The following is a 19,656-nucleotide window of genomic DNA, read 5'->3' on the forward strand; positions in this document are numbered from 1 at the left end:
GCTTATTTCTCCGCGCCAGCGGTGAGGCCGCCGACCAAATAACGTTCCAGGAACAGGTAGATTGCGATGATCGGCAGCGCGATGAACACGGATGCGGCGGAAATGTCGTTCCAGTAGGTGACATATTCGCCCTGCATCGTGGTGATGCCGAGATTGGCCGTCCAGTTGTCCGGCGAGTTGACGAGGAAGGTGCGCGCATAGGCATAGTCTGCCCAACTGAGCACGAAGGCATAAAGTGCGGTGGCGGCAAGCCCCGGCGTGGCGATGGGAAGCACGACACGCACCATCGCGCCTATCGGCGAGCAGCCATCGACCATGGCAGCCTGTTCCAACTCCTTGGGGATGGTGTCGAAATAGCCTTTCAGCATCCATGTGGCGAAAGGAATGATCATCGTCGAATGCGCCAGAACCAGCGTCCACAGGCTGCCGATCAGGCCGAAGCTGGAAAAGATCGAAAACAGCGGAATGACCAGCAGCGTCGCGGGTAGCATCTTTGCCGTGAGCACGAACATCCCCATGGTTGCGCCGCCCCGCATCGAATAGCGTGACAGCGCATAACCGGCGCTGACCGAGACCAGCATCGACAGCGCCACCGAACCGATGGCTGCCAGCATGGAATTCCAAAGCCACAGCAGGATCGGTTTTGCTGCCCAGACCCGGGCGAAGATGTCCCACTGCGGATCGTCCGGCCAGAAGGTCGGCGGCAGGCGGTAGAGTTCATCGGTGGTGGAAAGTGCGGTAACCAGCAGCCAGTAGACCGGGAACAGGATCATCACCAGCGTGAAGATCACAGTCGCGTAAAGGGCAAGGCTCTGTAAAAATGTCCGTTTCATCAAAGCCTCCTCAATAGATCGATTTTGAACGCCGGCCGAGCATCAAGAGGCTCGCGACGATGCAGATCACCAGCGTCAGCACGCCGACGGCGGCGGCACGACCGAAATTGTGATACTGGAAGGCTTGGTCATAGGTCATGATCGACAGTGTCTGGGTTGAACGCAGCGGCCCACCGCCGGTCAGAACCTTGATGATGGAAAAGTCGCGGAATACCCACAACAGCGTCAGCACCAGCGTCACGCCCAGTACCGGCATCAAAAGCGGCATGGTGATCCAGCGGAAACGCTGCCACACGCTCGCGCCATCGACCTTCGCCGCCGCATAATAATCGGCTGGAATGGACTGGAGGCCGGCCAGACACATGATCGAGACGAAAGGAAAACCCTTCCACACCATGGTGATCGCCACGGCCCAGAAGGCGGCCGTGGAACTGCTGACCCACGGGATCATCTGGTCGGTAAAGCCGAGCTTGATTGCCAGCCAGCCGAACAGGCCGAAGGACGTGTCGAACATCCAGGCGAAGATGACGACCGCGATAATTTCCGGCACCGCCCAGGGCAGCGCCATTCCCAGCCGCGCAATGGTGCGGCCCTTGAAACGGTTATTGGCCAGAAGCGCCGTGCTGAGGCCAACAGCAACGCTGCCGGCGGTAACGACGATGACCAGTTTCAGCGTTACCCAGCAGGCCAGCCAGAATTCCGGCGACGAGAACAGCCAGGTGTAATTGCTCAGCGAAAACGGCCGGCTGGCGCCGCCGAGCCTTGGTATCTTGACCTGCTGGAACGACAGGTCGATGGCCAGCACGAGCGGCCAGACGATGATGGCGGCAACCATCAGGACCGCGGGCGCGATCAGAATATAGCCGAGGAGATGCTGCCGGCTGGGACGCGCAAGATCGAAGAACTTGCGACGCCCAGCCCGAACGGGTTCGGTCATGGATGGTCCTCCTGCCGGATGCGGATGATGGCCATGGCCCCTGACGGGCCATGGCAGGACAACAAGATCAGGACAATGGGGGATCAACCCTTGATGGCTTCGGCCTTTGCCTGCATGGTTTTTGCCACCGCCGCCGGATCGAGATCCTGAATGATCATCCGCTGGCTTTCTTCCATCACCATCTTGCTGAACTCGTTGTAGAAAAGCTCAAGCCCGGTCGGAATGCGGTCAATACCGGCCTCAGACGCAGCCTTCATCGTTTCGATCAGCACCGGGAAATGCGGGATGGTCTTTTCAACACCCGAGACATCCGCCTTCGGGCTTGGCGGGGTGTTGCCGCCCAGGGTGGCGTAACTGCGCTGGAATTCCGGCGTCATCGTCAGCTTGATGAAATCCCAGACCAATGCCTTCTGGTCGTCGGGAATATCGGCCGGCATGGCCAGCACGTTGGACGATCCGCCAAGCGGCGGATGGAGCGGCGGTGCGGCATAAACGATGTCGCTCTTGGCCGAACCCTTTTCGGTCGTGCCGTAAAGCCATGGTCCATCGAGCCGCATGGCCATCTTGCCATCGGCAAACAGCTTGCGCACGTCGCTGGCGCTCATGTCCACCGGGCTGATGCCGCTCTTCATCACGGTTTTCCAGCGTGAAAGGCCCTCGGCCATCTGTGGCGTGTCGATGGTGATGTTGCCGTCCTTGTCGGTCCAATAGGCGCCGGCGTCGAGGATATAGTTCAGCATTTCCGTCAGATATTGCCCCGGACCGCCCTTGGTTTCGTGGCCGGTGCCGAACTGGTCGATGATACCGTCGCCGTTCAGATCCTTGGTCGTGGCTTTTGCGGCGGCCAGGAACTCGTCATAGGTCTTCGGAACCGCAACGCCCGCTTCTTCCAGCAGCTTCTTGTTATAGGCCATGACGAAACCGAAATAGTTGGTCATGATACAGACGGTTTCCCCGTTCCATTCGCATTTCTGCTGGCCGGCCCAGCCGGTCATGTCGATTCCGTCCTTCTTCAGCCATGGGTCGAGCGGTTCCAGCCAGCCGCTATCGGCAAACATCTGGAATTCGAACGACGCCAGATGCACGATCTGCGGCGGCTGGTTGGCGGCGAAAAGCGTGGTCATCGTATCCGCGTAGGAACTGCGCTCCGCCTTGGTGAATTCGATCTTCACCCCCGGATGCTGTTTCTCGAAGGCGGCGATGGCGGAACGCCACCATTCGCCCGTTCCGGCATCGTCGGTCTGCCAGGAAATGAACTTCAGCACGGTATCGGCCATGGCGGGCGCAACAGCGCCCATCGTCATCAAAACGGCGGTCGCAGTGCCGAGCGCCAGCTTCTTCATTCTTTTGGTCATGGTTTCCTCCTCCAAAAAACCAAATCAGATACGTTCAATCAGACCGAGCGCCGCCTCCGACGGTCTTACCCCAAGTCCCGGTCCGGACGGCAGGTGATATCTGCCTTCGCGGCAATCCATGTCGCCTTCCAGCAGGCGGCGGTTCGGCTCGAAGATCGAGTGCTGGAATTCGTGTCCCTTCAGCATCGGCAATGTCGACGAGGCCTGCAGGCTGGCGGCAAGGAATATGCCGGCGCCGACGGTGGCATGCGGGATCACGTCAATACCGTGCTCGGCGGCAAGAGCGCCGATGCGGATGAAATTGGTAATGCCCTTATGGCCCATTTCCGGCTGCACGATCGCGATGCGGCAGCGTTCGATGCGGGCGCGCATATCCCAATGGGTGCGCCATTCCTCGCCGACGGCAATCGGCACGTCGGTATTCTTCGAAACCTTCTCCAGACCGGCAATGTCCTCCGTCCAGACGGGAGCCTCGGCAAACCACGGGTCGAAGGGCTGCATTTCGGCGATCAGTTCCAGCGCCCGTTCCGGCGTCTGGTTCCAGTGCATGTCGGCGGCGATCTTTGCCTGCGCGCCAAGCACCTGCCGGAGATTGGCAATTTCCGCCGCCGGACCGTCATCAGCCACCGGCGTTGCGAATTTGAAAGCGTTGAAACCGCGATCCTGCCAGTATTTCGCCAGTTCTCCGCGCGCTTTCAGCGTCCTTTCAGGCAGACCGGAAACATAGGCCGGAAACGTGTCCACGCCGCCGCCGAGAAGCTCGCGAACCGATTTGCCGGCTTCCTGTCCGGCAATATCCCAGAGCGCGATATCGAGCGCGGCAAGCGCATCGACGTAAAAGCCGCCGGTATAACCGCGCACCCGCATCATGTCGTAAAGGTCGTCATAGATCGCCGAAGGATCGGACGCGTCGCGGCCGATCACGAAACCGGCGAGAAGATCATTGATGAGGGCGGCGACCGCGCCGGGGGCGACGATGCCATAGGTCTCACCCCAGCCGACGGTGCCAGCCCCGGTGGTCATGCGCACCAGCACGCTGCGGTCAAAGGTGGGGTAGACCGTGCGATTGCCCTTGCGCACGATGTAGCCGTTGGGATTGACCACCTCGCCTTCCCTGAGCGCACCAAGATAGGGCACCTTGCGCGGCTGGGTCAGCGTGAAGACTTCGACGGTTGCGATGGGGCTGTTCATGCGGCCTCCGCGGCAACAAGGCCAAGTTCGACCAGATTGGCGTCGATATCGGCAATGGCCGCCGCATCAAGCTCGGGTGTCGGCGCACGCACACCGACGCCTTCGATCACACCGCGACGGGCCAGCACATATTTGGTCAGCCGCATGCGATAGACCGCCTGCAACACCAGAAGCGGCAGGGTGCGGACATAGATCCGGCGAGCCTCCTCCTGTCGCCCGGCAACAAGCGCCCGGTCGATGGCCACATGTTCCTCGGCGATCTCCAGCGCCGGCATGGCCGCCGTCGCACCGCGGGCGTATTCGTCGAGAATGTAACGCGCGCCGCCACCACCGATGACGCCCTTCAGCGTCGAAGGCGCATGGGCGATGATGTGGCTGATGGCCGGGCCGGCGGGAAGCGTCTCTTCCTTGACATAGGTGACCCGCTGCAAGGCGCGCACGATCTCCACGATCGCCTGCGGCGAAAGGTCGGAGCCGCGCGGCGCAGGCGCGTTCTGCAGGATGATTTCAACGTCGGGCAGCGCCTCGACAATCCGGCCGAGGAATTCGATCAGCGCCGGCGCATCCGTGCCGACCGACTTGGGCGGCTGCACCATCAGGTGGCGAATGCCAAGCGCCGATGCCGCCCGCCCATGCTCGACCACGTCACGCCAGTCGGCCGCACTGGCGCCGGCCACGACCGGCACCCGGCCAGCCACCACATCCACGACGATCTTCAGCAGCGTAGCGCGCTCGGCGGCATTCAAAGTCTCCACCTCGCTGGCGAAACCGGGAAACACGACACCATCCACGCCCTTGTCGAGCGCAAATACCACCAGTCGCTTCATACCCGCTTCGTCAATGCCGCCATCAGCCAGAAACGGCGTGGGCAGAACAGGCAAAATCCCCTTGAGGCCAGCCACCATCTTTCTCCTCCCAATTAAGTATCATATATTGATACCTTGAATTCACTAATTGACACTACATAGACTCGCACCCTATGACAAGCCCCAAGATGAAATGAACGAGGAGGTTCAAGACATGGCAGCACCGGCGACATCGATCATCGTCGATTGGGGAACGACATCACTGAGGGCGGCGCTCGTCGGTGAAGGCGGCGAAGAACTCGATCATCTTGAAACCGCCGATGGTATTTCGAGCCTTGGCAAGGGTGAGCATGAGGCCGCGCTGATGGCTGCACTCGCACCCTGGTTCTCGCGCTACGGGGCCTTGCCCGTCGCCGCCCTCGGCATGATCACCAGCCGCAATGGCTGGGTCGAAGTCGCTTATGTGCCGTGCCCGGCAGGCCCGGCGGAACTTGCCGCCGGCACGGTGCGCAGATCGCTGCCGAACGGGTCCGATCTTGTCTTCCTGCCGGGTCTCAACGACCCCGCCCGCCAGCCCTTTCCGGACGTGATGCGCGGCGAAGAAACCCAGATCGTCGGCCGCGGCCTTGGCGAAGACGCCACCCTCATCATTCCCGGAACCCACAGCAAATGGGCGCGGGTGAAGGCGGGACGGATCGACGGTTTCCAGACATTCGTGACCGGTGAAATCTTCAACCTGCTCATCAATCATTCCTTCATCGCGCGCGGTTCCACGCAGCCGCCGGTCGATGATCCGGAGGCCTATCGCTGGGGTCTGAAGGAGGCCAAACGATCCGCCGCCATGCTGTCGCTGCTGTTTTCGGCGCGAACCGGCGGGCTTGCCGGCCGGCTTTCGCCGGATCAGCTGCGCTCCTATGTGCGGGGACTGGTCATCGGGCAGGAATTTCGGCAGGCACGCGATGCCGGATGGTATGCGGAGGGAGACGAGGCAGCTATCGTCGGCAATGACGGGCTGAACGATCTTTATCTGGTTGCCGCAGATGTGTTCGGGCTCAAGACATCGATGGGCGCGAACGACGCCCTGACCAAAGGGGCGCTGGCCGTCCTCAAACAGTCGCTTTCCTGAGCGCCGACGATGGCCGGACGCCGAAACGGCGGCGTCCGGCTTTCAGATTAGCGGTTTTTGAGAACCGACATATACAATTTTCCGGTCAGCATCGGCACCAGCTGCGACGAAGACCTGCTCGCCTGAAACCTTTGAGCTCCAGGTGAGCGTAAAGACGAGCGTCGTCGAGACCCTATCGCGTGGCCTGCGCCGATTGGATCGAATCCGCCAATATGTCCAATCCGAGGTCGATTTCGGCATCCGACACGGTCAGCGCCGGCGCGATACGGAAGACGCCGCCCATGCCGGGCAGTTTGACGATATTCATGCTCATGCCACGCAGCATCGCTTCGTGCATGATGCGCGCACCGAGTTCAAAACCGGGGGCCTTCGTATGCCGGTCGGCAACGACTTCCAGCCCCAGCAGGAGCCCACGACCGCGCACGTCACCCACACACTCGAACCTCTGCTGTAACGACAATAGCCCGTCCTTCAGGCGGTTTCCGCGGGCAATTGCCTGTTCCACAAGACTGTCACGCGCAACCACGTCGAGGACCGTCACGCCGACAGCCGCCGGCAAGGGATCGGACACATGTGTCGTATAAAACAGGAAGCCCCTTTCGAAGGCTTTCTGCTCCACCTCGGCGCTTGTCATCACGGCCGCGAGCGGCAGGCCGGCGCCCAGCGTCTTGGAGAGCGTCATGATATCCGGTGTCACACCATCACGCTGGAATGCGAACATGTGCCCCGTCCGGCCGACGCCGGTCTGGGCTTCGTCGAGGATAAGCAGCATGCCGCGCTCCTCGCATTTCTTCTTCAGGGCGGCGAGATAACCGAGCGGCAGTTCGAGAATGCCGCCGCTCGATAGGATCGGCTCGGCGATGAAGGCCGCGAGATTGCCGGTCGACTGGCGATCGATCAGTTCGAAGGCATCGTCAAGCTCGGCCTGCCAGTCATTCGATCCATCGGGGTTGCGGAAGCGTGGGCGATAGGCATTCGGGGCGGGAATGACAAGCGAACCGGCCGTCGCCGGGCCGTAGCCCCTGCGGCCGGCGCTATAGGTGGCAGACGCCGCAGCGCCGGTCATTCCATGCCAGCTCTGGGCAAAAGCGACGACCTCATGGCCGCCGGTGACGAGCTTTGCCATGCGGATTGCCGCTTCATTGGATTCCGCCCCTGTCGTCAGCAATTGCACGCGGTCGAGACCGGGCGCCAGCGCCGCCAGCCGCGCGGCAAGTTCGACGACCGGGCGCGACAACATGCCGGAGAAGAGATGCGCGACCGAGGCCATCTGCCGGTTGACGGTGGCGACGATATCCGGATGGGTGTGGCCTATCAGGGCGCTCATCTGGCCGGAGGTGAAATCGAGAATGGCGCGGTCATCCGCATCGTAGACGAAACTTCCCGCGGCGCGTTCGACAATGATGTCTTCAAAGGCCGGCCCATAGCGGGTCAGGTGTTTGTTGGCGGCGGCCCAGAAGGCCGGCTCGTCGTTCAAAGAAATGGCGTTTTTCGAAATGTTGTCCATGGCGCGTTCCCCAAGAGGTGATCCTGACGAACGGTAACAGGCCCTTGCGCAGGCAGTCCAATTGATAGTATCTGAAGCAGATATCGATAATTTTGATATCGCCATGCTCGACCTTACGCTTCTAAAAAACTTCGTCATCGTCGCCCGCGCCGGCTCCATCAGCGTCGCCGCCATGCAGGTCGGACGCACGCAATCGGCGCTCAGCACGCAGATGCAGCGGCTTGAGGAACAGGTGGGCCACAGCCTGCTGCAGCGAACGGGTTCAGGGGTGCGGGTGACTGCGGCGGGAGAAAAGCTGCTTGCGCACGCCAATGCGTTGCTTGCGCGGCATGATGAAATCCTTGCGGATATGAGCGAGGCGATCCTTCAGGGAACCGTCAGCCTTGGATGCCCGGAGGATTATTCCATCGCCTTCCTGCCGGAACTGCTGCGGGGCTTCTGCGCAACCTATCCGAAAGTCGACCTGCGGATGGTCTGCGCGCCAACCATCGAGCTGCATCCGCTGCTTCGCCGCCGCCAGATCGACATGGCGCTGGTCTCACAGGCAGATCCTGATCATCCCGAGGTTCTGCGCAGGGAAAGTTTCGTCTGGGTGGCGGACAGGCCGGAACCCGATCTTCTGGCCAAGGACGTGCTGCCGCTGGCGCTCTCGGCACCGGCGACGCTGGATCACCGCGCGGCGTGCGACGCCATGGAAAGCGCCAATCGCCGCTACCGGGTCGCCTTTGCCAGCACCAGCCTTGCCGGCCTCATCGCCATCGCCCGCTCCGGCCACGCCATCAGCGTGCTGACGAAAACAGCCGTTCCGCCCGACCTTCACATCATCAAAAACGGCCTGCCGCCGCTGCCGACGATCGGAATAGCCATCGCATTTTCCGATCCCCAGACATCATCGGCGGCCAAGGCCCTTGGCGATCACATTCGAGCGGTTCTTCCGAGCCTCAGTCTTTAGCGTGATTTCCCCTGGGCCGGAGCGCCGAGGCTGAGAAGATGGTAAAAGACGATGGCGCCGATCGTCGCCGTGCCGATACCATCCAGCGTGAAACCGCCGACATTGAGCTTGAAGTTGCCGGCACCCAGCACCAGCGCGATGCCCACGGTGATGAGATTGCGCGGTTCGGAAAAATCGACCTTGTTCTCGACCCAGATGCGCCCGGCGGTCGCGGCGATCAGGCCGAACACCACGACGGAAAGACCGCCGATGACAGGCCCCGGTATCGTTTGAATGAGCGCACCGAATTTCGGCGAAAAGCCGAGGAGGATGGCGACCAGTGCTGCCACAAGGAACACCAGCGTCGAGAAAATGCGGGTGATTGCCATGACGCCCATATTTTCGGCGTAAGTCGTCATTCCCGTTCCGCCGAAGGCGCCGGAAAAGATGGTGGCGATGCCATCGCCGATGAAGGCGCGGCCAAGATAGGGATCAAGATTGCGGCCGGTCATCGCGCCGATCGCCTTTATATGTCCGAGGTTTTCCGCCACCAGAATGACGACGACCGGCGCAATCAGCGCGATAGCCGGCGCGGAAAATTCCGGCGTTGTGAATGTTGGCAGCCCGAACCAGGAGGCGGCCGCAACGCCGGAAAAATCGACGGGCTTGCCGAGGCCGAAGCTGTTGGCCAGCACCAGATAGGCGATGTAGGCAATGGCGCCGCCGAGGAGAATGGGCAGGCGTCGCGCCATGCCGGGCGCATAGACCGCGATTGCACCGACGGATGTGACAGTCAAAATCGCAATCCAGCGCGACAGCTGGTCGCCATCGGGATTGCCCGGACCGGTGCCGGAAGCGCTGGCAATGGCAATCGGCGCCAGCACCAGACCGATCGCGGCAACGATGGCACCGGTCAGAACCGGCGGCATCAGCCGTTCGATCCAGTTATGGCCGGCAATCATGACGATGACGCCGATCAGGGCATAAAGCACGCCCGCAGCAATGATGCCGCCAAGGGCAAGCGCGATATTCGGGCTTGCCGCACCGGCGGCGGCACCTGTCGCCACCAGCACGGGGCCGATGAAAGCGAACGACGAACCGAGATAGCTCGGCACGCGGCCACCGACGGCGATAAAGAAGATCAGCGTCGAGATGCCCGAAAACAGGATGGAGACGTTCGGATCGAACCCCATGATCAGCGGCGCAAGCACCGTGGAGCCGAACATGGCGACAACATGCTGCAAACCGAGAACCGCGGTCTGCCCGGCGGGCAACCGCTCATCCGGCATGATGCGCCCTTCGGTTTTCAATCGCCAGCGCGGAAAATAGCCACCCGTATTGCTCATCGTCACGTCCCCCAGAAAGCGGCTGGCGCGATTTTGACGAACGTCCCCGTTGCAGATCGCAGCCGCATAAAAAGATTTGTCTTTATGTGATATGCGACCGTCGTCCCGGACCGAATCGGTGGCGGCGCATCCTATCTCCGGTAGCGCGATTGCCGGCTGCTGTCATCGGGCATCAAGGGGTTACCCACCCCTCAGTTCAGCCAAACCGGCGAACGGGTTCGATCTCGCAGACTGATGTCATGACCTTGCCGCGGCCTTCACCCTTCGCGCGATAAAGCGCCTCGTCAGCACAGCGGAAGGCCTCGTCGCAGGACGTTTCCGCCCCGATGACGCTGCTCAATCCGAAGGACGCACCGATGATCATCACGCTGTCATCGACAACATAGGGCTCGGAGAGAAGCAGGCACAGCTGCCGGCAGCGCATTTCGGCTTCGGCAGGGGAAATGGCGGGCATCAACACGGCAAACTCGTCACCGCCCAACCGGAACACCACGTCGCGGTCCTGACAGGCTGCGCGAAGGCGGGCGGCGACCGCCTTGAGCAATGCATCACCGGCGGCGTGTCCGTGGCTGTCATTGATGACCTTGAAACCGTCGAGATCAAGGCAGGCGACAGTCAGGTCTCCCTGCTGGGACAGCCTTGCGAATTCGGAAGAGACAAGCGACCTGTTGGCCAGCCCCGTGAGGAAATCATGCGTCGCGGCATGTCGCATCTGTTTTTCGGCCTCGACAAGCGATTGAACCGCACGGCGGGAAATCCGCACCGCGAAGATGCCGCCGGCTATGAGGACGACAAGAACCGTGACGGCAAGCGGCAGAGATTGGCGAAGCAGATCCCGCGCAGGCGTCAACGGCTGCCAGGACAACGCCTGTGTCTGCCCATTCGGCCCCATGGCGATCTCCACCCTTGCGCGATCCGCCGGAACGCTGCCGGCCGGCCCAACGGAGGCATCGTCCAGAAGGAAGCGGTTTCCGAGAAACTCCTGCAGGCTGCCGGCGATGGGGATTGCGGAAATCAGCACGGGCGCGCGCTCACTGCGGGGCGTCGCTGTCCTGAAATCCGACTGGAAGAGGCTGGCCGTCAGAAGGACGGCGTCATCGCCGATCACCTCGATCTTGCTGAAGGCGATCGGCTGCGGAATGCCCCCCGGCCTTTCGCCGCGTTCCTTTGCACGAACGGCATCCACAAGCGAGCGCGCATCCTGCGCAATCACTGGCGCACCCCGGGCAAAAAACGGGCGTTGCAGCACTTCGTCATCCGTCTTCGAGTAGATCAGATCACCGTCGCCGTTGAGAATGCTGACAAAACGGGTGCGTGAGGTGCCGATGAGCGACCGTCCGATATTTCGGTCGGTCCACTCGAGGTCGAACAGATTGTCGATCTTGGCGATGGATTCATCCCAGATCGTCCATGCGGTCAGGGCAAACTCCACATCGGAAATCCATATCGAGATATTGCGCCCGACCAGTGTTTCCTGCCGCTGGCGAAGCTCCGCGTCCAGACGCGCAACACCATAATAGGGAATGGCCGCCAGCCCCGCCAGCAATATGGCAATAAGCACTGCGGCCGGTCCGGCAAGCCTGAGTTGGGTGAAACGCATCGTCATTTATGGTCCGATTATTTGTCGGATGTCATTTTCGACGCGGCACGTTTCATCGCCGTTACCAAAGCGGGAATTTCAGGCAGGTCGGTTAACGCTTGGTTCCTGACGCCAGCGGGCGTTTCGACGAAAGCGCAATCCGCCTTGACGCGGGAGCAATTCAACTCCCGCGCCGGAGTGGCCGGCAGCAGACCGGCTCGCGCGTATTATTGCGCTTTGTCAAGCGCCGTCAAAATCTCATAGGCCAGGGCGACACGGTCCTCATTGGGATAGTTTTTATTGGCCAGAATGACGACGCCGCGTTTCTGCTGCGGTATGAAAGCGACATAGGCGCCAAAACCATTGGTGGAACCCGTTTTGTTGATGAGGACATCCTGACGCGGTTTCATCGGCGGGGTGATTTCGGAAACCGGGACCGTCTTCAAAAGGGCGCCGGAATTCAGATCGACCAGCGTCGTCAGGGCAACCGGATAGGCGTATTGTTCCCAGACCATGTCCTGCACCATCGCGCCGACACCGAAATATCCCGTATGGGTGTTGAGGAGCGCCTGCTGCATTTTTCCGTCCAGCGTCTCAAGACCCATATTGGCATTGACGAAACGGATCATGTCGCTTGCCGACGATTTGACGCCGTAAGCCTCCGAGGAGAGAATGGCCGGCGTCACGCGGGCCGGTTCTCCACTGCGCTTATAGCCCTGCGCATAATCCCCCATCTTTGCCTTCGGCACCACGGTAAAGGTGTTCTTCAGCCCCAGTCCGGGCAACAGCGTGCCTTGCATCGCATCATCAAAGCTCTGGCCCATTGCCTTTGCGGTGACATAACCCAGCATCCCAATGCTGGGATTGGCATAGGTGCGATGGGTCCCGGCCTTGTAGGAGGGCTTCCAGTCCTTGAGATAGGCCAGAAGCTGCTGTTCCGTCTTGACGTTATCTGGTACCTGCAACGGAAAGCCGCCGGCGGTGTGGGTGCCGAGATGCATCAGCGTAACATCGCCGAACGGTCTGCCCTTCATGGACGGAAGATAATCCGCAACCTTGCCGGACAGCGACAGCTGGCCATTCATTTCGGCATAGGTGCTGAGCGACACCGTGAATGTCTTGCTGATCGAGCCGAGCTCGAACAAGGTCTGCGGCGTGACCGGCTGGCCGGTGCTCCTGGACATGACGCCATAGGTGAAGACGTGATTTTCGCCGCCGACACTGATGGCGACAGCCAGACCCGGAATGCCGTTTTTCTCCATCACAGGCTTTATCGCGGCATCCGTTATCGCCTTCAACTTCGCCTCATCGGCGGCGGAGGCCTGTGTGAACAGGCCGGCCGAGAGCAGCGCGGCAAAGGCAATATGTCCGTGATTGAGTTTCATCTTTCGCATTCTCCAAAACCTCAGGTAGATGACCGGCGTTTGCACCGTCCCCAGCGAAAGAGCTTTAGCCGCCCTACTTTGCACGAACAAACCATGATATCTCGGAAGAGATACAAGAAAATCTAGGTCTCAAATGGTTCGGCAATTTCTTCCCCTCAACGGTCTTCGGGCCTTCGAGGCATCGGCAAGACACCTCAGCTTCACGCGTGCAGCCATCGAACTCTGCGTCACGCAGGCGGCGGTGAGCCAGCAGGTGAAGGTGCTGGAAAAGCGGCTGGGCGTCGCGCTGTTTCAACGGCTTCCGCGCGGGCTGAAAATCACCGCCGAGGGTGAAGCGCTTCTGCCCACCGTCACCAGTTCCTTCGACCAGATGGCGACGACGCTCGACAGGATCGAGGCCGGACAGGTGCGTGAATTGCTGTTTCTGGGGGTCGTTGGCACCTTTGCCGTCGGCTGGCTCCTGCCGCGATTGCAGGAGTTTCAAAAGCAGCATCCCTTCATCGATATCAGGGTTTCCACCAACAATAACCGGGTGGACATGGCGGCCGAAGGGCTGGATTTTGCCATTCGTTTCGGTCAGGGTTCATGGCACGGCACCGATGCCTTCCGGCTTTTCGATGCGCCGCTTTCGCCGCTTTGCAGGCCCAAACTGGCGGAGACTTTAAAAACGCCCGCCGATCTTGTCGAGGCGACGCTTTTGCGCAGCTACCGGTCCGACGAATGGAGCACATGGTTTGCGGCCGCCGGCGTGACGCCCACAGCGCAGGTGAATGCCGGGATCGTTTTCGATACCTCGCTCGGCATGATGGAGGCCGCGCTGCAGGGGCTGGGCGTGGCGCTGGCGCCGCCATCGATGTTTTCGCGGCATCTGGCGTCCGGGGCAATCATCCAGCCCTTCCCCGTCACCATATCGCTTGGAAGCTACTGGCTGACGCGGCTGCAATCAAAACCGCAGACATCCGCCATGCAGGCCTTTTCAGACTGGATGTTGACCCATGCTGACTTTGCCTGACATGGCTTACAGCAGCGCCAGCAGAACACCGCCGGCAGCACAGATCACCACCACGACCCATGGCGGCGTCTTCCACACCGTCAACAGGATGAAACCCGCAAGGGCCAGCGTGAAATCCTTCGGGGTGAAGATGGCGCTGGTCCACACCGGATCATAAAGTGCGGCACCAAGAATGCCGACCACGGCGGCATTTGCACCACGCATGGCCGCCTGCGCCAGAAGATGCCGGCGAAACCCTTCCCAGAAGGGCAGCGCACCGATGAGAAGCAGCATGCCCGGCAGGAAGATCGCGACAAGGGCGATGGCAGCGCCTGCGACACCGTTCGGCTGCGGTCCCACCACTGCGCCGAGATAGGCGGCGAATGTGAATAGTGGGCCGGGAACCGCCTGTGTCGCGCCATATCCGGCGATAAATGCATCCTCCGTCACCCAGCCGGTGGCGACGACTTCGGATTGCAGCAGCGGCAGGACCACATGCCCGCCGCCGAAGACCAGCGCGCCGGCGCGATAAAACGCATCGAACAAAGAAAGGCCCTGCGATCCCGCCACCGCCGCAAGCAGCGGCAACAGGCCGAGAAGCAGGATGAAGGCAGCGAGCGCGATATATCCGACGCTTTTCGGCACCCGGAACTGAAGATGGGCAGCTTCCCGCACCGCTCCGTCGCGACAGAAGACAAGCCCGGCAATGGCGCCGACGGCGAGCGCCAGGATTTGCCCGAAGGCTCCAGCCAGAAAAACCACACAGACGATGCCGGCGAGCGCGATGCTGGCCCGCTGCCGATCCGGCGCAAGGCTTTTTGCCATGCCCCAGACCGCCTGCGCCACCACGGCGACGGCGACGATCTTGAGGCCATGCAGCAGGCCGGTGCCCACCGGCCCCTCGATCGAAGCGGCGATGGTGGCGAACAGCAAAAGCAGGATGGCGGATGGCAGGGTAAAAGCCGTCCATGCCGCCATAGCGCCGAGCGGCCCGGCCCTCAAAAGCCCGAGCGCGAAACCCACCTGGCTGGAGGCCGGGCCGGGAAGAAACTGACAAAGCGCCACGAGATCGGCATAACCGGCCTCGTCGATCCATTTGCGCCGCACGACCAGCTCATCGCGAAAATAACCGAGATGGGCGATAGGACCACCGAAAGAAGTGACACCGAGTTTCAGGAAGGCGGCGAAAACCTCGCCGGGCGTGCCGTGCCTATGGCTGCGCACTTCGGTCTCCATGATTCGCGTTGACGACTTCACCAAAGAACTCCCTGCGTGCAACGGCTATTCGTCAACACATATCAGCCTAAAAACGGTTTCGGTATCAGATACCATTATGACAGGCATATGAAGGGGCTGGCTGCAACGACGCCGGAAAGTTACGATAACTTTCCGGCGTCGTTTGGCGACTATCCGGCGAAGGGCCTATCGCCCGGTCGGCAAGAGGTCGGCGAAGTGCGAAATCCAGCCATTTTCATCGGTGCCGCCGGAAAAACCCGTTGCCTCCCAGATGATGTGATGCCTGTTGCTGCCGTTGTGAATAGTCACTGCGGCGGCGATGGGGGTCGGGGATCGCCACGAAAAATTGCGGTGCGCCCCGGGTTCGAGATGGCTGAGGGATTCGAGCTGGACATCATCGAGGAAAAGCACCGTGCTCATCTGGGTCTCATAAAGGTTTTCCCATCGCGCCTGCGCCAGCGCATTTGCTGCCGCAACGAGAAGATTGCTCTCGCCCACAGGATCAGCCAGGGCCGCAAGACGCCATGCGGCAAAGATATTGGCGATATCCCCCGTGCTAAGCCCGAGGCTTGATAGGAACTCGATGGTCTGGTCATTGCCGAAAGCATTATAACCCGCTTCACCGAAGGGCCGGATATGCTTGACCACGAAATTGCTGAGAATTGGCATGTGTGTCTCCTTTTTTGGACATGAGCCACCTGTCCCGGACGTTGACGTGCAGGATCGCATGGTGGAATTTTTGGTTGCTTCGGTGCCGACCGGCAATCGAAGGGAGTGTGGTTGGCGGCCTAGCCGAAGGTGATGGCGACGCGGGCCGGCATTCCCAGGAACTCCTGCAGGCCGATGCGTGTTCTGGCGCCACCCCGCCCGGCCGGCCATGGATCGAGGATATGAAGTTCGAGATCCTTGCCATCCACGGTGTAGCCATAGACGAGGTAATAATGGTACTCCGTGCCGATCACGAAGACGCGGTTGTTGTCGATCTCGTGTCTGACGATATCGGTGGTCAGACCATTGACGAAGTGGCCGTTGGTCGTTGTGTGATCGAAGGCATTCCACTGGCTGGAAACCAGCTTGACGATATTGCTGTTCGGATTTGCCCCGCCCAGTTCAAGGATGCCAGCGGATTGATCCAGAACCTGCGCCAGCTCCCAGCGTTCCTGAACCTGCGGGTCGACGGTCGCGAGCGCTGCGGTATTGCGTCTCGCAATGTCGTATTGCGCGGCCGCAGGAAGCCCACGATAGGCCCGCACCATCTGCTCGACGGCGGCAAAGCACCAGGCGGGGGTGCCCTGAGGGACCAAAACGGGAGGGTTGTTGACTGTCGGCACGGTCTTCTCCTTCTTGAAAATGACGCAGCACAGGTTGCGCTTCGATGGCGTCCGGATGCCCGTCGTTGATTTTGCGTTGGTGAATGGTGAGATTTCGTTCCTAGCCGTCCTGCCGGCATATTCGCCGGCAGGACATTGCCCATGATCCATGCCAAGGGGACGATTCCGGCTGAGACCATGGATACGCTTCCTGCCGGGCCGGAAAAGGAACGGCAGTCTCTGGCGCATCAGGCGCTTTTGTTTAGATCCGCACGATAGGCCTGCAACGATGCGATCTTTGCATCTGCTGCGGCTTCGCGTTCGGCGACGATCTCGGTGAGTTTCACCGAGGCCTCGGCCATATAGTTCGTCAGTTCGATGCCCGAGAGATATTTGCCTTGCAGCTTGTTCAGCTTCGACCAGCCATCCGCAAAACTGCGGCTGAACCTGTCGCAGACAATCACAACCGCATGCCATTGACCGGTTTGCCTGACGAAAAACTCATCGACGGAGCGGACGAGCTGCGCGAAGCGGTTCTTTCGAATGACTTCCAGTTCGGCAACGCTTTCGATGCCGCTGATCTGGTGCTGGGCGTCATCGGCGATGGCCTGCATGAAGTCGGCGAAGGTCTTGAAGAAAAATGCAACCTCCTCGATGATCTCCTTCATGCGCTTCAGGGCCGAGAGACTGACATTCAGCGACTGGACCGCAAGCTGGATTTTGTCGTCTTCGGTCTGCTTGCCTTTGAGCAGGGCGTTGATTTTCACCAGTTCGGCGGATTGGGTGCGGCGTTCCTTTTCATAGGCTTCCGCCTTGTCGATCATTTGCATCTGGATTTCGCGCAGGCTCGCCGCCTGTTGCTGTTGCTCGTCGGAAAGCTTGCCCAGCCCCTTGTCCAGGGCATCGAGCGAAGCCTGCAGGCTGGAAACGATGGTTTCCTGCTTTGCAACCTTTTCCTCCTGCGTCTTGAGTTCGTCAGACCGCGCCTTCAGACGTTTTTCGAGTTCGGCAAGTTCGACCGCCTTGCTCGATTTCGGATCGGCGCCTGTAGCCTCATCCGCCAGCTTCGACTTCGATTCCTCCAGCGATTTGATATCGCCCTTCAAGGAATCGCGCTTTTCCTGGCTTTTGCGGAGCTCGGCTTTCTGTTCGGAAAGCTCGCTCTGCTTGGCGGCTGCATCGCTCTTGCCGCCGCCTGTCGCCGGGTTGCGCGAGCCTCCGCCCTGCCCCTGCCCATCGGCATCCTGACCACCCTTGGGTTGCCCCGAAAGCGCGCCGCCGACCGAAGACGCCAGCATCGAGGCAGGACCACCAGCCACCATGGCGATGGCGGGAATGGCGCTTGAGATCATCTGCGCGCCGACACGAACGATCGACATGACAAATGCGCGTTGCTCTGCCGTATTGGCGCGCTTCTCGTATTCACTCGCTTTCTTCTCGAATTCGGCGACCTGCACCCTCAGGTCGTTGACGAGCGATTCAAGCTGTTCGCGTCGCGCGCCCGCTTCGGTGATTTCCCGTTCAATCGCGGCCTTGTCGACAAGCCGTTTGCTCAAAACGGTTTCGCTCTTGTCCGTTGTCTGCACCGTGTCCTTGATGATGACATCATAGGTGGACGCGATAACCAGAAGCTCGTTGCGAACACTCAGCGCCCTGTCGCGGACGTTTTTGGCGAGTTTAATCAGATCATTGGAGACAAATGCCTTGATCTCGGCCTGATCGTTTCCCTCCCGGACGTCGAGCCAGTCCGGGAACAGATCGGCGATCGCCTTGCCGATCCTGCCGGCCTCATCCATCGCGTTTCGCATGGTGAGTTCGCTTTTCTGCTGCGCCGTTATCAGCTTGTTCATGATCGCGCTGATGCGCACGCGAACGTCGCCTTCCTCCTGCGGGGTGGTGTTGTAGGCGATGTAGAGCAGATCGATCGCGTTGTCGGTATCGCGCTTGGCCCGCTCGACATCGTAAGTTCCCTGGATCTTGTCGACATAGGACCGGACGAGCGCCGTATCTGACTTGGGAAGATTAAACTTCGGCTGCGAAAGGATCGTATCGACACTGGCGTCGATCTCGCTTTTGATTTTGGCTTCCCGGCTTTCAAAGGTCACGACATTATTCATTTTCATGCTCCTGTTGATGGTTGTTACGGAGAGTCAGGGGGTTGATCGTTCACGATCCGCATTGTTTCCTGGCATCCTCAGGCAGTCCGGCCTCGGTGGAGGAAATAAACTGCGGCACGTCCTTGGTCAGGCCGCCGATCTCGGCGGACAGCCGGTCGACCTGGCGTATTTTCGCGTCGTCAGGATTGACCTCGCTCGCTTCCTTCAGAGCGTTGGTGAAGTTGCCCACCTGAATGTTGAAGTCCTGAACCTTGCCGTTGATGGTGGAAATCGCCGCTTTGAGCCTGGTGATCTGCTCTTCCAGATTTTTCACCGCGCTCTGGTTTTCCGCGTGGCTCTGCTGTGCCGCAATCAGCTGGCGGCGATTGTTTTCGAGCTGGTTGCGAACGCCCTCAAGCGCCGCCCGGGCATTGTCCAGCCGCGGCTGTGCGATGCGGTATTCCCTCTCCGCATCGTTCATCCAGCCGAACGCCTTGACCGCGGCGTCACCGGCCTGGCAAATTCCCGGCAGGAAGAAGAGGACGCCGCTGCATATCGTTACTCTCTTGGCCTGCTCGTCCCTTTCCCTACGGGCTTTTTCGAAGGTGGCCTGACGCGCCCTGACGTTCTCGCTCTCGGACTGAACCAGCTCCTCGTAGCCCTTCACGCTGGTTTCGGACTGCGCCACCTGCCGTTCCAGCTCGATCTGCAGGTACATGGCCTCTCCCAGCGCCCTCTCCCGTTCGGCGCTGAGCTGCTGTTGCGCCGTCAGATGTTCCATCAGGCACACGGATCGGCGGCCGAGCAGCTCCCGGCTTGCTTCCGCCTGTTCAAGTTTTGACTGGAAAGCCGCCACCTGCTCGGTGGTGAGGGCGGCCGCATTTGCAATGGCCGGCTGGCCCATGGACGGAATGTCAAACTGCATCGCGATTGCCGCAAGGCCGGCAAAAATAACATGTCGAAGTTGCATCGCTTTATCCTCCTTCTGAGAATTGTGGTGAATGGACGTGCCGTGGCCCACCCGGCA

At 60.6% G+C, this 19,656-nt stretch carries 17 protein-coding genes; 3 read left to right on the top strand and 14 right to left on the bottom strand.

Features of this window, described 5'->3' with window-relative positions; translation table 11 throughout:
- Positions 1 to 2: 2 nt before the first annotated feature.
- The 5 genes from FCH38_RS20305 to FCH38_RS20325 form a co-directional block, all read right to left on the bottom strand.
- Positions 3 to 833 carry a carbohydrate ABC transporter permease gene (locus FCH38_RS20305; protein ID WP_174374936.1) on the bottom strand — a complete coding sequence of 277 codons (831 nt, stop codon included), beginning with the start codon at positions 831 to 833 and terminating at the stop codon, positions 3 to 5.
- A 10-nt stretch (positions 834 to 843) separates the two neighbouring features.
- The gene (locus FCH38_RS20310; protein WP_142843108.1) at positions 844 to 1,770 is read right to left on the bottom strand and encodes a carbohydrate ABC transporter permease; all 927 of its coding nucleotides are present in this window, start codon (positions 1,768 to 1,770) and stop codon (positions 844 to 846) included.
- An 83-nt stretch (positions 1,771 to 1,853) separates the two neighbouring features.
- Positions 1,854 to 3,125: an ABC transporter substrate-binding protein gene (locus FCH38_RS20315; protein ID WP_174374937.1), complete on the bottom strand. Its 1,272-nt coding sequence runs from the start codon at positions 3,123 to 3,125 to the stop codon at positions 1,854 to 1,856.
- Between the two features lie 24 nt (positions 3,126 to 3,149).
- A complete protein-coding gene (locus FCH38_RS20320) occupies positions 3,150 to 4,316 on the bottom strand; it encodes a mandelate racemase/muconate lactonizing enzyme family protein (RefSeq protein WP_174374938.1) in 1,167 nt (388 codons plus the stop codon).
- Positions 4,313 to 5,221, bottom strand: a complete 909-nt coding sequence (locus FCH38_RS20325; protein WP_174374939.1) for a dihydrodipicolinate synthase family protein — start codon at positions 5,219 to 5,221, stop codon at positions 4,313 to 4,315. The genes FCH38_RS20320 and FCH38_RS20325 overlap by 4 nt, the downstream gene beginning before the upstream one ends.
- A gap of 115 nt (positions 5,222 to 5,336) precedes the next feature.
- On the opposite strand from FCH38_RS20325, the gene FCH38_RS20330 reads away from it, so the two are divergent.
- On the top strand, positions 5,337 to 6,248 hold the full coding sequence (locus FCH38_RS20330) for a 2-dehydro-3-deoxygalactonokinase (RefSeq protein ID WP_174374940.1): 912 nt from the start codon (positions 5,337 to 5,339) through the stop codon (positions 6,246 to 6,248).
- A 172-nt stretch (positions 6,249 to 6,420) separates the two neighbouring features.
- Here FCH38_RS20330 and FCH38_RS20335 read toward each other — a convergent pair whose 3' ends face one another.
- Positions 6,421 to 7,755: an aspartate aminotransferase family protein gene (locus FCH38_RS20335; protein ID WP_174374941.1), complete on the bottom strand. Its 1,335-nt coding sequence runs from the start codon at positions 7,753 to 7,755 to the stop codon at positions 6,421 to 6,423.
- A gap of 103 nt (positions 7,756 to 7,858) precedes the next feature.
- On the opposite strand from FCH38_RS20335, the gene FCH38_RS20340 reads away from it, so the two are divergent.
- Positions 7,859 to 8,707: a LysR family transcriptional regulator gene (locus tag FCH38_RS20340; RefSeq protein ID WP_174375005.1), complete on the top strand. Its 849-nt coding sequence runs from the start codon at positions 7,859 to 7,861 to the stop codon at positions 8,705 to 8,707.
- Here FCH38_RS20340 and FCH38_RS20345 read toward each other — a convergent pair.
- The 3 genes from FCH38_RS20345 to ampC all read right to left on the bottom strand — a co-directional run bounded on the left by FCH38_RS20345 (position 8,704) and on the right by ampC (position 12,996).
- Entirely contained in the window at positions 8,704 to 10,032 is a 1,329-nt protein-coding gene (locus FCH38_RS20345; RefSeq protein WP_174374942.1) for a solute carrier family 23 protein, read from the bottom strand. The two genes, FCH38_RS20340 and FCH38_RS20345, sit on opposite strands and share 4 nt — an antisense overlap.
- Positions 10,033 to 10,228: 196 nt before the next feature.
- The gene (locus FCH38_RS20350; RefSeq protein WP_174374943.1) at positions 10,229 to 11,638 is read right to left on the bottom strand and encodes a sensor domain-containing diguanylate cyclase; all 1,410 of its coding nucleotides are present in this window, start codon (positions 11,636 to 11,638) and stop codon (positions 10,229 to 10,231) included.
- 200 nt (positions 11,639 to 11,838) lie between these two features.
- Positions 11,839 to 12,996 (bottom strand): class C beta-lactamase, encoded by a 1,158-nt coding sequence (ampC, locus tag FCH38_RS20355; RefSeq protein ID WP_174374944.1) that lies wholly within the window; start codon positions 12,994 to 12,996, stop codon positions 11,839 to 11,841.
- Positions 12,997 to 13,129: 133 nt separating this feature from the next.
- Here ampC and FCH38_RS20360 point away from each other — a divergent pair, with 133 nt between their 5' ends.
- Positions 13,130 to 14,008: a LysR substrate-binding domain-containing protein gene (locus FCH38_RS20360; RefSeq protein WP_174374945.1), complete on the top strand. Its 879-nt coding sequence runs from the start codon at positions 13,130 to 13,132 to the stop codon at positions 14,006 to 14,008.
- 6 nt (positions 14,009 to 14,014) lie between these two features.
- Here FCH38_RS20360 and chrA read toward each other — a convergent pair whose 3' ends face one another.
- The 5 genes from chrA to FCH38_RS20385 all read right to left on the bottom strand — a co-directional run bounded on the left by chrA (position 14,015) and on the right by FCH38_RS20385 (position 19,599).
- Positions 14,015 to 15,223 (bottom strand): chromate efflux transporter, encoded by a 1,209-nt coding sequence (chrA, locus tag FCH38_RS20365; RefSeq protein ID WP_174375006.1) that lies wholly within the window; start codon positions 15,221 to 15,223, stop codon positions 14,015 to 14,017.
- Positions 15,224 to 15,409: 186 nt separating this feature from the next.
- Complete coding sequence (locus FCH38_RS20370; protein WP_174374946.1) at positions 15,410 to 15,892, bottom strand: hypothetical protein; 483 nt, start codon at positions 15,890 to 15,892, stop codon at positions 15,410 to 15,412.
- A 119-nt stretch (positions 15,893 to 16,011) separates the two neighbouring features.
- Positions 16,012 to 16,554, bottom strand: a complete 543-nt coding sequence (locus FCH38_RS20375) for a hypothetical protein (protein WP_174374947.1) — start codon at positions 16,552 to 16,554, stop codon at positions 16,012 to 16,014.
- 227 nt (positions 16,555 to 16,781) lie between these two features.
- Complete coding sequence (locus FCH38_RS20380; RefSeq protein WP_174374948.1) at positions 16,782 to 18,650, bottom strand: tyrosyl-tRNA deacylase; 1,869 nt, start codon at positions 18,648 to 18,650, stop codon at positions 16,782 to 16,784.
- Positions 18,651 to 18,699: 49 nt separating this feature from the next.
- Complete coding sequence (locus tag FCH38_RS20385) at positions 18,700 to 19,599, bottom strand: hypothetical protein (RefSeq protein WP_174374949.1); 900 nt, start codon at positions 19,597 to 19,599, stop codon at positions 18,700 to 18,702.
- Positions 19,600 to 19,656: the final 57 nt, after the last annotated feature.

Source organism: Agrobacterium tumefaciens (assembly GCF_013337285.1).
GTDB classification, from domain to species: domain Bacteria; phylum Pseudomonadota; class Alphaproteobacteria; order Rhizobiales; family Rhizobiaceae; genus Agrobacterium; species Agrobacterium burrii.

Coding starts and splice junctions, on each gene's coding strand:
- FCH38_RS20305 (WP_174374936.1), bottom strand. CDS start 833: ATGAAACGGACATTTTTACAGAGCCTTGCCCTTTACGCGACTGTGATC.
- FCH38_RS20310 (WP_142843108.1), bottom strand. CDS start 1,770: ATGACCGAACCCGTTCGGGCTGGGCGTCGCAAGTTCTTCGATCTTGCG.
- FCH38_RS20315 (WP_174374937.1), bottom strand. CDS start 3,125: ATGACCAAAAGAATGAAGAAGCTGGCGCTCGGCACTGCGACCGCCGTT.
- FCH38_RS20320 (WP_174374938.1), bottom strand. CDS start 4,316: ATGAACAGCCCCATCGCAACCGTCGAAGTCTTCACGCTGACCCAGCCG.
- FCH38_RS20325 (WP_174374939.1), bottom strand. CDS start 5,221: ATGGTGGCTGGCCTCAAGGGGATTTTGCCTGTTCTGCCCACGCCGTTT.
- FCH38_RS20330 (WP_174374940.1), top strand. CDS start 5,337: ATGGCAGCACCGGCGACATCGATCATCGTCGATTGGGGAACGACATCA.
- FCH38_RS20335 (WP_174374941.1), bottom strand. CDS start 7,755: ATGGACAACATTTCGAAAAACGCCATTTCTTTGAACGACGAGCCGGCC.
- FCH38_RS20340 (WP_174375005.1), top strand. CDS start 7,859: ATGCTCGACCTTACGCTTCTAAAAAACTTCGTCATCGTCGCCCGCGCC.
- FCH38_RS20345 (WP_174374942.1), bottom strand. CDS start 10,032: ATGAGCAATACGGGTGGCTATTTTCCGCGCTGGCGATTGAAAACCGAA.
- FCH38_RS20350 (WP_174374943.1), bottom strand. CDS start 11,638: ATGACGATGCGTTTCACCCAACTCAGGCTTGCCGGACCGGCCGCAGTG.
- ampC (WP_174374944.1), bottom strand. CDS start 12,996: ATGAAACTCAATCACGGACATATTGCCTTTGCCGCGCTGCTCTCGGCC.
- FCH38_RS20360 (WP_174374945.1), top strand. CDS start 13,130: ATGGTTCGGCAATTTCTTCCCCTCAACGGTCTTCGGGCCTTCGAGGCA.
- chrA (WP_174375006.1), bottom strand. CDS start 15,223: ATGGAGACCGAAGTGCGCAGCCATAGGCACGGCACGCCCGGCGAGGTT.
- FCH38_RS20370 (WP_174374946.1), bottom strand. CDS start 15,892: ATGCCAATTCTCAGCAATTTCGTGGTCAAGCATATCCGGCCCTTCGGT.
- FCH38_RS20380 (WP_174374948.1), bottom strand. CDS start 18,650: ATGAATAATGTCGTGACCTTTGAAAGCCGGGAAGCCAAAATCAAAAGC.
- FCH38_RS20385 (WP_174374949.1), bottom strand. CDS start 19,599: ATGCAACTTCGACATGTTATTTTTGCCGGCCTTGCGGCAATCGCGATG.